Here is a 13,177-nt window from a genome sequence, read left to right on the forward strand (position 1 = left end):
CGTACCAGGGAAATACGGACCCTTGTACATGCTCGCAGACCGGGCGCGCGCTCATACGCTAGCGCCGGCGCCCGCTGAGCAGGGCCCAGCCCTCGCGGGTGTCCTCGATCCCGATGTCGAAGGCGTCCGCGTAGGCCGCCATGACCTCGTCGGCCTGGCGCTCCAGCAGGCCGGCCAGCAGCAGGCGCGCCCCCGGGCGGGCCGCGCGGGCCAGTTCCGGGGCGAGGTCGATCAGGGGCTTGGCCAGGATATTGGCGATCACCAGGTCAAAGCCGGCATCGGGTACCGGGTAATCGGTCAGTCCGACCTCGATCTGGTCCTCGGAGATGTCGTTTGCCGCCGCATTGCTGTAGGTGGCCTGCACGGCCTGGCCATCGATGTCGGTGCCCACCGCATGCCGTGCCCCCAGCTTCAACGCAGCGATCGCGAGGATGCCCGAGCCGCAGCCGTAGTCGAGCACCTCCTGATCGCGTGGCGGGTTCGCCGCCAGCGATTTCAGGCACATCGCCGTGGTCGGGTGATTGCCGGTGCCAAAGGCCAGGCCCGGGTCGAGATGCACGAACACGCCATCCTCGACGTCGGGCGGGGTTTCCCAGGAGGGCACGATCCACAGCGGGCCCCCGCAGTGGATGGCGCCCAGGCCGTCGAGCCCCGCGCGGACCCAGTCCTGATCCTCGATCGCGACCACGGAGATGGATTCCGGCGCCGGCTGGCGGCGCTCCAGCGAGGCGGCGGCCAGCTCGGCCTGGGTGGCGTCGGCGAACACGGCCTTCAGGCACACGCTGGACCAAAGCGGATGGGTACCCAGCGGGGGCTCGAACAGCGGCTCGTCGGCGCCATCGTGCAGCTCAACGCTGACGGCGCCAAGCTCGAACAGGGCGTCCTCCAGGGGCTCGGCCTGCTCCGGGGCAATCTGGCACTGCAGCTCGGCGAGGCTCATCAGGTCAGCGACTTCAGCTTCTTCTCCAGGTAGTGGATATCGGTCCCACCGTTCTGGAAGTTCGCGTCGTTCATCAACTCGCTGTGCAGGGCGATGTTGGTCTCGATCCCGTCGATCACGATCTCGCCGAGCGCGCCGCGCATACGGGCGATCGCGATCTTGCGGTCATACCCGTGGGCGATCAGCTTGCCGATCATCGAGTCGTAGTAGGGAGGCACCGCATAGCCATTGTAGATGTGGGTATCCATGCGGATGCCGAGCCCGCCCGGGGCGTGATACTGCTGGATGGTGCCCGGGCTGGGGATGAACGTGGCCGGGTTCTCGGCGTTGATGCGGCACTCGATCGCATGCCCGCGGATCTCCACCTGATCCTGGGTCATGGACAGCGGCTCGCCCGCCGCGATGAGAATCTGTTCGCGTACCAGGTCGATGCCGGTGACCTGCTCGGTCACCGTGTGTTCGACCTGCAGCCGGGTGTTCATCTCGATGAAGTAGAACTCCCCGTTCTCGTAGAGGAACTCGAAGGTCCCGGCACCGCGGTAGCCGATCTCCTGACAGGCCCGCACCAGCCGCTCGCTCATGGCCTGGCGCTGCTCGTCGGTGATGCCCGGTGCCGGGGCCTCCTCGATCACCTTCTGGTGACGGCGCTGCATCGAGCAGTCGCGCTCGCCCAGGCAGATGGCGTTGCCGTGGCTGTCGGAGAGGATCTGGAACTCCACGTGGCGCGGCTGCTCAAGGTACTTCTCCATGTACAGGGTGTCGTTGCCGAACCCCTGCTGGGCCTCGCTGCGGGTCAGCGAGATCGAATGCAGCAGCGCGCCCTCGGTGTGCACCACGCGCATGCCGCGGCCACCGCCGCCCGCGGCGGCCTTGATGATCACCGGGTAGCCGATCTCGCGGGCCAGCGCCATGTTGGTGTCGGCGTCGTCGGTCAGCGCGCCGCCGGAACCCGGCACGCAGGGTACGCCGGCATCCAGCATCGCCTGCTTGGCCGAGACCTTGTCGCCCATCAGGCGAATCGTCTCGGCGCGCGGGCCGATAAAGGCAAAGCCCGAGGACTCCACGCGCTCGGCGAAGTCCGCGTTCTCGGACAGGAAACCGTAGCCGGGGTGGATCGCGCCGGCATCGGTGACCTCGGCCGCGGCGATCAGTGCGGGGATGTTCAGGTAGCTCTCGCCGGAGGCGGCCGGCCCGATGCAGACCGACTCGTCGGCCAGGCGCACGTGCTTCAGGTCGCGGTCGGCGCTGGAGTGCACCGCGACCGTCGCGATGCCCATCTCGCGGCAGGTGCGAAGGACCCGCAGGGCGATCTCGCCGCGGTTGGCGATCAGAATCTTCTCAAACATGCTCGGACCTGTAGGCAGCGAAGTCGGGGGCGTCAGCCGATGATGAACAGGGGCTGGCCGTATTCCACCGGGTTGCCGTTCTCGACCAGGATGTCGCGGATGGTGCCGGCCTGGTCCGCCTCGATGGGGTTGAGCATCTTCATCGCCTCGATGATGCACAGCGTCTCGCCGACCTCGACCGTCTGGCCGACCTCGACAAAGGGTTTCGCGCCGGGGCTCGGGGCGCGGTAGAAGGTGCCGACCATCGGCGCGGTGACCGGGTGGCCATCCACTTCCGGCGCCGCCGGTGCCGCGGCCTCGCCCGCCGGAGCGGCCGGGGCGGCGGCTGGTGCCGGGGCGGGCATCGCTGCCGGGGCGGCGGCTACGGCCGAGCCACTCGGCGAGCGGGTGATGCGCACCGACTCCTCGCCTTCGTGGATCTCGATCTCGTGGATGCCGCTCTCGTCGAGCAGATCGATCAGTTTCTTGACCTTGCGAATATCCATGGGGTGTCTATGACTCCTTGAGGGCCGCGATTGCCGCGTCCAGCGCCATCCGGTAGCCGATTACGCCGAACCCGCTCAGGGTGCCGGCGGCGATATCGGCCAGGCGCGAGGTATGGCGAAACGCCTCGCGCGCGTGGATGTTGCTGATGTGAATCTCGTAAAACGGGATGTCGACGCCCAGCAGTGCGTCGCGCAGGCTTACGCTGGTGTGCGTCAGGCCGCCCGGGTTGATCAGGATGCGGCGTACCCCCTCACTGCGTGCCGCATGGATGCGGTCGATCAGCTCGCCTTCATGGTTGCTCTGAAAGCAGGCCAGGGTCTCGCCGGCAGCCTGGGCGTGCGCAGTCAGGTCGGTCTCGATATCCGCCAGCGTATGGTGTCCGTACCGCTCCGGCTCCCGCTGTCCCAGCAGGTTCAGGTTGGGGCCGTTGAGTAGAAGGATAGAAGGCATGATGGGCGGAATCGGCAGCGATCCTGTCGTGAATGGACGCGATTGCACCAAAAATGGAAGGTGCATTGAATGAACGGGATTCTGCCGTACCGGTGGTGCGAGTGTCCAGCCAGACAGGCGTTTTTTGCCCCGGCTCGTGTGATGGGCGACTGCGATATGTCGATGGGTTGGGGCAGCCGTTCGAGCCTCGAGAGATTCCGGGCGAACGGTGCGTTTCGCAGGGCTCAACGCACCCTACGTCGCGCCGATGTCACGGTAGGATGCCGATGAGCGCAGCGAATCGCATCAATAACGCTGCCCCGTCGGAGACTCCAGACGCAGCCCGCGCACCTCGCCTAGTGCACCGCCGGCACGCAGCGCAGCGGCGAACGGGGACTGGCGCGCCGGTTCGCCGTTGATGCTCTCGATGGTCACGCCGCGGCGCTTTGGCAGCCAGCGGCTCCCGGCGAGCTGGCGGATCGCCTCGGTGACGAGTGCCGCGTGGGCCTCGTCGGTGTCGATGCCGGGGATGGTCTCCCAGACGAACAGTTGGCGACCGGAGGCGGCCAGGTACAGCAGCGGCTGGCCACCGGCCAGTGCGACCAGCGCCCCGGCGACCCGGCGCAGGCGGCCCTCGGCCGCTTCCGGCGGCTGCGGCCAGGGCAGGAGCTGGCCCCAGGGGCTGGCCGGGTCGACGCTCGCCAGCCACTGCGGCTCGGGGGTGTCGTCGGCCGTGCGTTCCAGGGCGCGCAGGCGGTCCACTGCGCCGGCGCGGGCGAACTGCGCGCCGGTCAGGCCCTCCACGAAGTGGCCACGGCGCAGTTTGCCGGCATCCTCCATCGCGCGGTAGACGGGGTACACGCGGCCGAAGCCGCCGGGCAGGCCCTCGGCGCGCGCCATCTCGCGGCTGACCACGCCGTACCGGGCCAGCAGGTTCTCGGCCTGTTCGCGGGCGCGCTCGGTCAGCGGCACGCCGGGGTCGATCAGCTCGGCGACCCGTGACCAGCGCCCACCGGCCAGACCCTGTCCCGGGCGTCGCTGGCCGCGCGCGGACGTCTTGCGCTGGCCCAGGCTGCGCAGCGGCGCGAAGGTGTCGTTGGTGATCTGCCCGGCCCAGACCAGGTCCCAGATCGCGGCCTCGATCGCGTCCTGGCGGGCGTCCGGCTGTGCGCTGCGGGCCGCGTGTTCCAGCTCCAGGTAGAAGCAGGCGCCGCGCCGGTCCAGGGCCTCCAGGATCGCCTGCGCCAGCGGGTCGTCGCTGGCGGGGGTATCCGTGGCATCGGCCTCCGGTTCCAGCAGCACCATCGCCTGTTCGCGGCGCAGGAAGCGGATGCGCCCGTCGCGCTGGCCCAGTGCGCCACTCCCCACCCAGACGAACTCCCCGGAGGCGGTGATGCGGTCCAGCGCATCCAGCGAGAAGTCGCGCACCCGCATCGGCAGCACATGGGCAGTCCAGGCGGACCAGGGCAGGGCGATGCCCTCCAGTTGCGTCAGCGTGTCGCGCAGGGCGCCGGCCCCGCGGCCGGGTTCGATCAGGCCCTGCCAGGCGGGCAGGAAGCGGCCGAGCGCGCGGGCGTCCACCGCGGCCGCCTCGTCGCGCAGCCGCGCCAGGGTGCGGCGCTTCAGCCGCCGCAGGATGTCCAGTTCGCACCAGTCCTCGCCCGTGCCCTGCGGGCGGATCTCGCCGCGCAGCAGCACGCCGGCACGTTCCAGGCTCTCGAGCGCCGGCAGCAGGGCGCCCGGCGCGAGGCCATAGCGTGCGCCCAGGTCCTCGCTGCGGAACGGGCCGTGGGTGCGGGCGTAGCGGCGCAGCAGTTGTTCCAGCGGCCGCTGCGGCGGTTCTAGGAAGGCGGCGGGCAGGCCGGGCGGGGGCACCACGCCGAGGGCATCGCGGTACAGCGCGGCGTCCTCGGCGGCGATCCAGCGCGGCTCGCCGGCGATACGCACCTCCACCGCGCGCAGGGAGCGGGCGAGCTGTTCCAGCCACGGCCCCGGCGCCTCGGCACAGGCGGCCGCGACCTCGTCCGTGCTCAGGTCCCCGCGCCGGCGCAGCAGGTCGTGCAGGGCGTCGGCGCCCGGCACCCGGGTCGCCTCGGTGGCGTGCGCCAGCTCGGCCTCCAGCTCGGCCAGGGCCTCGGGGTCGATCAGCTCGCGCAGCTCGGCCTGGCCCAGCAGTTCGGCCAGCATGCCGCGGTCCAGCGTCAGCGCCTGGGCCTTGCGCTCGGCCATGGGCGCGTCCTGCTCGTAGATGTAGGCCGCGACATAGGCGAACACCAGGCTGCGGGCGAACGGGGAGGCCTGCGGCGTCTCCACCTCGTGCACGCGGATGCGGCGTTCCTGCACGCCGCGCAGGATCTGACGCAGGGCGCCCAGGTCGAACACGTCGGCCAGCACCTGGCGGTAGGTCTCCAGCACCACCGGGAAGCTCGCGTACTCGCGCACCGAGGCCAGCAGCTGCTGCGACTTCAGCCGCTGCGCCCACAGCGGGGTGCGCTGGCCGGGGCGGTTGCGTACCAGCAGCAGGGCGCGCGCCGCGTTTTCGCGAAAGGCGCTGGCGAACAGGGTGGAGTTGCCCAGCTCGCGGGTGACCGCCTCCTCCAGTTCCTCCGGGTCGGGGAACAAGGCGTCCAGCTCAGGCAGGTCCTCGCTGTCGGCCAGGCGCAGCACGATGCCGTCGTCGGTGTACATCACCTGCACCTCGAAGCCGGAGCGGCTGTTCAGCGCGCCCTGCAGGGCCAGCGCCCAGGGGGCGTGCACGCGCGCGCCGAATGGCGTCAGGATGCAGACGCGCCAGTCGCCAACCTCGTCGCGGAAGCGTTCGACCACGATGCGCTGGTCGGAGGGCAGCTGTCCGGTGGCCTCGCGCTGCTCGTCGATGTAGTCGCTGAGGGTCTCCACCGCCGCCTCCGACAGTGGCGCGTGTTCCCTGAGCCAGGCCGCGCGCTCGGCGCGGCCCATGCGTGCCAGCCGCTCGGTGGCGGCGCCGATGGCCTGGCCGAGCTGGATCGGGCGGCCGGGGCCGTCGCCATGCCAGAACGGGAGCTTGCCGACCTCGCCGGGGGCGGGGGAGACGAGCACGCGGTCGCGGGTGATCGCCTCCACATGCCAGGTGCTGGCACCCAGGGTCACGTTCTCGCCGGTCTTCAGCTCGAACACCATCTCTTCGTCCAGTTCGCCGATGCGCGGCCCGCCCTCGCCGACATGCACGCCGTACAGCCCGCGGTCGGGGATGGTCCCGGCGTTCAGACGCGCGGCCAGTGCCGCCCCCCGGCGCGGGGTCAGCTCGTCGCGGGCGCGGTCCCAGGCGAGCCAGGGGCGCAGGTCGGCGAAGTCGGTGCTCGGGTAGTGGCCGGAGAGCATGTCCAGCGTGGCCTCGAGCAGTGGCCGCGACAGCTCGCGCCAGGGCGCGGCGCGGCGGACCAGCGCGTACAGCTCGTCCACCGTGCGCGGGCGTTCGCAGACCATCGCGACGATCTGCTGGGCGAGTACGTCCAGCGGGTTGTGCGGGGCGTGGATCGGTTCCAGCGCGCCGGCCTGCATGCGCTCGCCGATCACCGCGCATTCGAGCAGGTCGCCGCGAAAGCGCGGCAGCAGCAGCGAGCGCGAGACCTGGCCCACGCCGTGCCCGGCACGCCCGGCGCGCTGCAGCCCGCGCGCGACCGCGCCGGGGGATTCGACCATGATCACCAGGTCCACTGCGCCCATGTCGATGCCCAGCTCCAGCGAGCTGGTCGCGACGATGCCGCGCAGGCGCCCGGTCTTCAGCCGGCCCTCGATCTCGGCGCGGCGCTCGTGGGACACGCTGCCGTGGTGGGCGGCGACCAGGTCCTCTACAGGTTCGACATCCTCCGGCTGCTGCTCCCGCCAGGCCTCGTTGATGCGCTGGACCAGGCGCTCGCACAGCCCGCGGCTGTTCACGAACACGATGGTGGAGCGGTGCTCCAGGATCGCGGCCAGCAGGCGCGGCTCCAGTCGTGCGGCGCGGTCGCCGCCACCGGTAGGGAGCTGCCCGGTGCCCTGGCCGTAGACCGCGCCGAGGATGGAGCCGGACGGGATCGGGCCGGATGAGGGGCTTGTCGCCTCCGGCCCCTCGACGGTCGGTGCTGCGTGCTCGGCGGGCGGCTCCTCGGGGGCGAGAATCTCCAGGTCCAGGCGCGGTGGCTCGGCGGCGTCGATCACCTCCACCTCGCGGTCGCCGCCAAGGAAGCCGCGCGCCACCTCCACCGGGTACACGGTGGCGGACAGCCCGATGCGCTGCGGGTCCTCCCCGCAGCGTTCGGCCAGCCGTTCCAGCGACAGGGCGAGATGCGCGCCGCGCTTGTTACCGGCCAGCGCATGTACCTCGTCGATGATGACCGTGTGGACGGATTCGAGGTTTTCGGCGGCCTTCGAGCCCAGCAGCAGGTACAGCGACTCGGGGGTGGTCACCAGGATGTCGCCGGGTTCGCGCGCCTGGGCGCGGCGCTCGGCCTGCGGGGTGTCGCCGGTGCGGATGTGTACCACCGGCTCGCTTGCGGTCTCGCCTACGGTCTGGCCCACGGTCTGGCCCAGGCGCGTGGCGGTCTGCGCGATGCCGGTCAGCGGGGCGCGCAGGTTGCGTTCGATGTCGGTGGCCAGCGCCTTCAGCGGCGAGATGTACAGCACCGAGTAGCCGCGCCGGGCATCCGGCGAGGGCTCGCCGGTCAGGCGGTCAATGGCGCTGAGGAAGGCGGCGAGGGTCTTGCCGCTGCCGGTGGGGGCGATCAGCAGGCAGTGATGGCCGGCCCGGATCGCGGGCCAGCCGCGCGACTGGATCGCAGTCGCCTGCCCGAAGGCCTCGCCGAACCAGGTATCGGTCGCGGGGCGAAAGGGCGTGACCGGCATCGGCTCGGGCGTAGCGGGTCAGGCGTGGCCGACGGTGGTGTCGGTGGTGGCGTGGAAGTAGTCGCTGTCGCGCGCCAGCTCGTCGATCAGCTCGTGCAACATGGCCAGACGGCTCTCGGCGTCCGCGAACGGGGCGCAGTCCTCGCACAACGGATCGCCGCAGGGCTGGCGGCTGTACAGCCAGAAATGCACGGCACCGGCCAGCAGGCCGTCGGCGACGTCGCCGGTTTCGGCGGCCTGGCCGTCATCGGCGAGCCGGTTCGCCAGCTCGATCAGGTGCTGGGCGGCGTTGTTGTAGGTCTGGTCGGCGGTGTCGTTCATGGGATCTCGGGACAGTCTTGTTTCAGCCAGCGCCAGCCCGTTTGGCCGGCACAGAACCCGACAGTTTACCGCGACTGGCCGATATTCCGAAGAAACAGGGGAATATGCCGCTCTTCCGGCGACAGGCCCCCGTGGGCGCCGACGAAGAACGGCCCCTCGTCGTCGTCCGGCGGGTCCACCAGGTAGGCGTCCTCCGCGGGCAGCAGCAGGTAGTCGCCGGCGCGCGCCCGCAGCTCGGGGTGCTCCCGGTGATGCCCCGGGGGCAGGCCCAGGGTGCCGGGCCCCAGCCAGTCCGCGGCGGGGACTGCGGCTACGTCTGCGCCGAAGGCGGCGTCCAGGGCCGTCAGGAAGTCCGTGTCGCGTCCTTTGCGCACATGGGCGATGGCCGCGCGCGGCTCGCCGGTCAGGCGGTGGCGCAGGCAGGCCTGCACCGCCGGATGTTCGCGCAGGTCCAGGCGGCGCTCCATGGTGCGCATGCCGTGGTCGGCGGTGGTCAGGAAGATGCTTTCCGGACGCTGGATTTGCGCGCAGGTCGCGGTGTAGGCCAGGTCCAGCTGCTTCAGGTGGCGCTCCACCTCCGGGCTCTCCGGGCCGTAGGCGTGGCCCAGGTGGTCGAGCTCCGACCAGTAGACGTAGGTGAAATGCGGCCCCGGTGTCGCGTTCACATGCGCGGCCACCCGTGCCGGCAGCTCGGACAGGTCCTCGAAGCCGATGAACGCGGCGGAGCCGTTCATCATGCGGTTGTACGGTGTGCCGCCGATCCAGTCCGGGCCGATCATGGTCGTGTGGCAGCCGAGCCGGTCGACCAGGCGGTCCGGCTGTACGCGGCCGGTAAGCTCGCGGTAGCCGAGCGTGGCCGGGCGGTCCTCGGTGTCGCGCTCCTGGCCCATCAGCACCGTCAGCGTGCGCTCGGCAGCCGGCAGCCGGGTGTGCCAGCCGAGCAGGCCGTGCTGCGCGGGCGTGCGCCCGGTCAGGATGCTGGTGATCGCGGTGGCCGTGGTGCTGGGGAACACGGTCTCGAGGTCGGTCACGTAGTCCGCGCCCAGCAGCGGCGTGTGGCGGCGATAGCGGGTGGCGAAGCCGTCGATCAGCCACAGCACGATGTGGCGGTCCGGCCCCAGATGCTCGGAGACGCCCGGCAGCGGCGGGTGGCTGGCCGCCGGGTTCAGGCTGGCCTCGATCTGGCCGAGCAGGTCCATCAGCCCCGGCGCTTCCAGCCGGGCGCGCAGGATGTGGTCGACGGCGGATTCGGGCGCGGGGATCTCGGTTAGCGGCAAGGGATCAGGCCTTGCCGCCGTCGCCACCCATGCAGGGCGGGGAGTCGGCGACCTTGCCGGCGCGCTCGAACCACTGGTCCGGGTCCAGCGTGTGCAGCGCCAGGGCATGGATGCCCCCGGCCAGCTCGTCGGCCAGGGCCTGGTTCACCAGCCGGTGCCGCGCGATCAGCTTCTGGTCACGAAAGGCCTCGGACACCACCGTCACCTTGAAATGCGACTCCGAACCCGGCGGCACGTTGTGCATGTGGCTCTCGTTCACCACCTCCAGATGCTCGGGCGCAAAGCGCTCCTCCAGCTTCCGGGTAATGGTCTCCTGCATGCTCATCGACGACTCCAGTGCTTCGATTGACGGGACATCGCACTCAGTGTGCCGTGTCGTACCCGCATGTCCAGATCCTTGGCCAGCCGCATGGCTGCCGCTGTCTGGGGGGGCAGTCATCAGCCTTCCCGTGTGCGTTCCTTCCAGTAATCCGGGTGGCGGTGCAGGTGCATGACCGCGAGAATCAGGATGCCCCCGTCCTCCTCTGCGTAGAGAACCCCATACGGAAACCGCTTCACGAATGAGCGCCGCACTTCGCCCTCCAGAACGGTCCAGGCACGCGGGTAGGCGATGGCGCGTTGCACCGCTGCAAACACTTCAACTGCAAAATCGTTCCCGAGGCCGGGCTCGATTTCTTCGTAGTACTGAACGGCCTCGGTGAGTTCTTGATCCGCTTCCGGGTGAAAGCGAAAACTCATCGTTCAAACCGGCTCCATATCCTCTCGAAGACCTGTTCGCCCGGAATCGCTTCGACTGTGCCCGAGCGGATCTCTTTCAGGCGCTTCCGCGAGACCTCCGCCCATTTGCGGTCCACGCCCGCATCGGGCGGGTTCAGGCTGCGCAGGAGGGAATCGACCACCAGAGCGCGCTCTTCCACGGGCAGGGATTCGGCTTCGTCAATAAGGTCTTTGATCTTCATGTCACCATCTTCCTGGTATCGCTGGGGGCGATGACCGGCGCAAGCGGAATTCTCATACTGGCATCTTGCGGCCGGTAGTGCGAGATGGCGGTTTGGTGGTTACACCCGGGAGGGGCTATGCGGCAGACGCTGGCGTTTGATGTGTACGGGACGCTGATCGATACCCAGGGGATTACGGCGACGCTCGAAGTGTGGATGGGCGAGCGGGCGCCGGTGCTGGCGCGTGCCTGGCGCGAGAAGCAGCTGGAATACACCTTCCGGCGCGGGCTGATGGGGGCGTACGCGGATTTCGACACCTGCACCGAGCAGGCGTTGCGGTACTGTTGCGAGGCCCTGGGTATTGTTCTTGAACCAGAGCAGGAGGCGGAGCTGCTGCGGCGCTATCGAGAGCTCCCGGCGTTTGCCGATGCGGGGGCGGTCCTGGACGAGTTGCGGGCGGAGGGACACCGTCTGTTCGCGTTCTCCAACGGGACCACTGAGACGGTCAGCGGGCTGTTGCGGAACGCCGGCCTGGAGGATCGCTTCGAGGATCTCGTCAGCGTGGACGAGATCGGCTGCTTCAAGCCGGACCCGCGCGTGTACCGGCATTTCCTGCAGCGGGCGAATGTGCTGCCCCAGCAGGCATGGCTGGTTTCAGGCAACCCCTTCGACGTGATCGGTGCGCAGGCTGCGGGCATGCGTACGGTCTGGCTCGACCGGGCCGGGCAGGGTCTGTTCGACCCCTGGGGTGGGGAGCCCACGGCCACCATCGGCGGCCTGGACGAACTGGCAGCAGCGTTTCGTTAGTCTCGGTGCATGGATGATCGGAAGTGGTGATCCGGTTTAACCTCATCTTCAGGATTGATCCATACACGGCCGGGCAGCCTCCGCGGTCGCGAGGTATCCATTCATGAAAAAATCCGGTCCGAACCGACCGCGCGAGGATGAAATGAACGCGATCGTCGCGGCGATCGAACAGTCCTTGGCGCAGGACTCCCCTGATGACCGAGCCGAAAGGGATGCGGTGGTGGCCGCCGCGGTCGCCGAGGTGAATGCCCGGCCGCTGGATGACTTCGCGGGCTTGTCGCCCGAGCAGATGGGGGCACTCCTTTATTCACCGTTCGAGCACCCGGAGCTGGTGAGTTTTGCCGAGGGTGTAGCGGAGTGTCCGACCACCGTGATGAGTGTGCTGTTCCGCGTGCTGGCGGGTGCCATTCGTGACGAGGCCGGCATCCCTTTGACTCCAAAAGGCAATCTTCCGCTTCGAGTCGTGGCAGATGCGTGGGCCGCGGTGGAAGCCGCGGGGCTGGAACCGGAATGGCGCCCCGGGTCGCGGCGCAAGGAGGATGACTTCCCGGAACTGCATGTGACCCGGTTGCTGGTGCAGATGAGTGGGCTAGGGCGGAAATACCGCGGGCGGCTGCAACTGACCCGCTCGACGCAACAGAAACTCGAGCGTGGGGATTGGGTGTCAATCTTTCGCGAACTGCTGCGCTGGCATACCCGCGAGTTCAACTGGGCCTACCAGGACGGGTATCCGTCCCTGTCGACTGTCCAGCAGGGGGCGCCGTTTTCTCTGTATCTGCTTGCGCGTTTTGGCGATGAGTGGCGCCCCGTATCGTTCTACATCAACGCCTTCGCACGGGCCTTCCCGATGGTGCTGGACGAGGCGGACGAATACGACGGCCCCTTCAACGCACAGGAGGTGCTGCGTAATGTCTGGCCCCTTCGGACATTCATGCGGTTTGCTCACCCCTTCGGCCTGATCGAAGAACGCGCCGACCCGGACGAGCCCGATTCCCAGCTGGCGTTCGAGCGCACCCGAGAGGTCCGCAAGAGTGCATTTTACGATCAGGCCGTGACCTGGAAAGTCCTCGATTGAGATTCAGTGGGCAAACGGGGTGTCTCTGGAGGTTGAGGCGATATGAGCCGTTCCCGTCAACGCGTCTCCTTGCAACTGCGTCCTTGCCCGGACGATCTCTCGGACGAGGAGATGCGCGCCATCCTCCGCGCGGCCGACGACCTGATCATGTTTGGCGGGCGGAACCTGCTGGCCAAGGTGTTGAAGGGGTCACGGGCGAAGAAGGTCCTGGAACTCGGCCTGAATGACAATCCCGTACATGGTTTTTACCGGGCCCTTTCCGAAGAAGCGATCCTCGCGCGGATTGATCGTGCCATCGTGGATGGCTGGCTGGCGATCGAGTACGACGGTCGGTTGCCTTTACTGGTGTTTACGGACCACGGCTGGGCCATCGAGCGGGAAGCTCGCGCGCGGGAGCTGTTCGATCAGTTGGCCGAGAACGCCCGGCGTGACCCGCCGTTCGAGGTGGAGACACTGCGCGATCGCAACCGGTCGATGATCTGGCGTCTGCTGGATCTCATCGAGGCCTCGCGCGACTCTGACTTCATCCCGTTGCTACTGGCCTGGGGGGAGATCGACTACCGCAAGGTTCGTCAGCGCATTCGTTCGGTCATCGCGCAGCTCCAGACAGTGAAAACGGCTGAATCTGAGTAGCCTTTTGCTCGGTGCTTTCCGTCACTCCGTGCGTGGCCGTGGAGTACGATGGAGACCGGGCC

At 68.9% G+C, this 13,177-nt stretch carries 13 protein-coding genes; 3 read left to right on the forward strand and 10 right to left on the reverse strand.

The window, feature by feature from the left end:
* Positions 1 to 58 precede the first annotated feature (58 nt).
* The 10 genes from prmA to F579_RS0110930 all read right to left on the reverse strand — a co-directional run bounded on the left by prmA (position 59) and on the right by F579_RS0110930 (position 10,621).
* Positions 59 to 940 carry a 50S ribosomal protein L11 methyltransferase gene (gene prmA / locus F579_RS0110885; RefSeq protein WP_019023196.1) on the reverse strand — a complete coding sequence of 294 codons (882 nt, stop codon included), beginning with the start codon at positions 938 to 940 and terminating at the stop codon, positions 59 to 61.
* On the reverse strand, positions 940 to 2,286 hold the full coding sequence (gene accC / locus F579_RS0110890; protein ID WP_019023195.1) for an acetyl-CoA carboxylase biotin carboxylase subunit: 1,347 nt from the start codon (positions 2,284 to 2,286) through the stop codon (positions 940 to 942). The genes prmA and accC overlap by 1 nt, the downstream gene beginning before the upstream one ends.
* A gap of 32 nt (positions 2,287 to 2,318) precedes the next feature.
* Positions 2,319 to 2,771, reverse strand: a complete 453-nt coding sequence (accB, locus tag F579_RS0110895) for an acetyl-CoA carboxylase biotin carboxyl carrier protein (RefSeq protein WP_018138960.1) — start codon at positions 2,769 to 2,771, stop codon at positions 2,319 to 2,321.
* 7 nt (positions 2,772 to 2,778) lie between these two features.
* Positions 2,779 to 3,222 (reverse strand): type II 3-dehydroquinate dehydratase, encoded by a 444-nt coding sequence (gene aroQ, locus F579_RS0110900; protein ID WP_019023194.1) that lies wholly within the window; start codon positions 3,220 to 3,222, stop codon positions 2,779 to 2,781.
* 285 nt (positions 3,223 to 3,507) lie between these two features.
* Positions 3,508 to 8,064, reverse strand: coding sequence for a DEAD/DEAH box helicase (locus F579_RS0110905; RefSeq protein ID WP_019023193.1), 4,557 nt, complete (start codon positions 8,062 to 8,064; stop codon positions 3,508 to 3,510).
* A gap of 18 nt (positions 8,065 to 8,082) precedes the next feature.
* A complete protein-coding gene (locus F579_RS0110910; protein WP_018862566.1) occupies positions 8,083 to 8,385 on the reverse strand; it encodes a hypothetical protein in 303 nt (100 codons plus the stop codon).
* Positions 8,386 to 8,450: 65 nt separating this feature from the next.
* Complete coding sequence (locus tag F579_RS0110915; RefSeq protein ID WP_231365765.1) at positions 8,451 to 9,584, reverse strand: alkaline phosphatase family protein; 1,134 nt, start codon at positions 9,582 to 9,584, stop codon at positions 8,451 to 8,453.
* An 82-nt stretch (positions 9,585 to 9,666) separates the two neighbouring features.
* Positions 9,667 to 9,987, reverse strand: coding sequence for a BolA family transcriptional regulator (locus F579_RS0110920; RefSeq protein ID WP_017925236.1), 321 nt, complete (start codon positions 9,985 to 9,987; stop codon positions 9,667 to 9,669).
* A 113-nt stretch (positions 9,988 to 10,100) separates the two neighbouring features.
* Complete coding sequence (locus F579_RS0110925; protein WP_019023191.1) at positions 10,101 to 10,400, reverse strand: type II toxin-antitoxin system RelE/ParE family toxin; 300 nt, start codon at positions 10,398 to 10,400, stop codon at positions 10,101 to 10,103.
* Entirely contained in the window at positions 10,397 to 10,621 is a 225-nt protein-coding gene (locus F579_RS0110930) for an addiction module protein (RefSeq protein ID WP_018876504.1), read from the reverse strand. Before F579_RS0110930 ends, F579_RS0110925 begins: the two co-directional genes overlap by 4 nt.
* A 117-nt stretch (positions 10,622 to 10,738) precedes the next feature.
* Between F579_RS0110930 and F579_RS0110935 the strand changes: the two genes are divergently transcribed.
* The 3 genes from F579_RS0110935 to F579_RS0110945 all read left to right on the forward strand — a co-directional run bounded on the left by F579_RS0110935 (position 10,739) and on the right by F579_RS0110945 (position 13,115).
* A complete protein-coding gene (locus F579_RS0110935; RefSeq protein WP_019023190.1) occupies positions 10,739 to 11,407 on the forward strand; it encodes a haloacid dehalogenase type II in 669 nt (222 codons plus the stop codon).
* A gap of 103 nt (positions 11,408 to 11,510) precedes the next feature.
* Positions 11,511 to 12,482 (forward strand): hypothetical protein, encoded by a 972-nt coding sequence (locus F579_RS0110940; protein ID WP_026300964.1) that lies wholly within the window; start codon positions 11,511 to 11,513, stop codon positions 12,480 to 12,482.
* A gap of 42 nt (positions 12,483 to 12,524) precedes the next feature.
* Positions 12,525 to 13,115 carry an RQC-minor-1 family DNA-binding protein gene (locus F579_RS0110945; RefSeq protein ID WP_019023188.1) on the forward strand — a complete coding sequence of 197 codons (591 nt, stop codon included), beginning with the start codon at positions 12,525 to 12,527 and terminating at the stop codon, positions 13,113 to 13,115.
* The last annotated feature ends 62 nt before the right edge of the window (positions 13,116 to 13,177 follow it).

The organism is Thioalkalivibrio sp. ALJ21 (assembly GCF_000378605.1).
Lineage (GTDB): Bacteria > Pseudomonadota > Gammaproteobacteria > Ectothiorhodospirales > Ectothiorhodospiraceae > Thioalkalivibrio.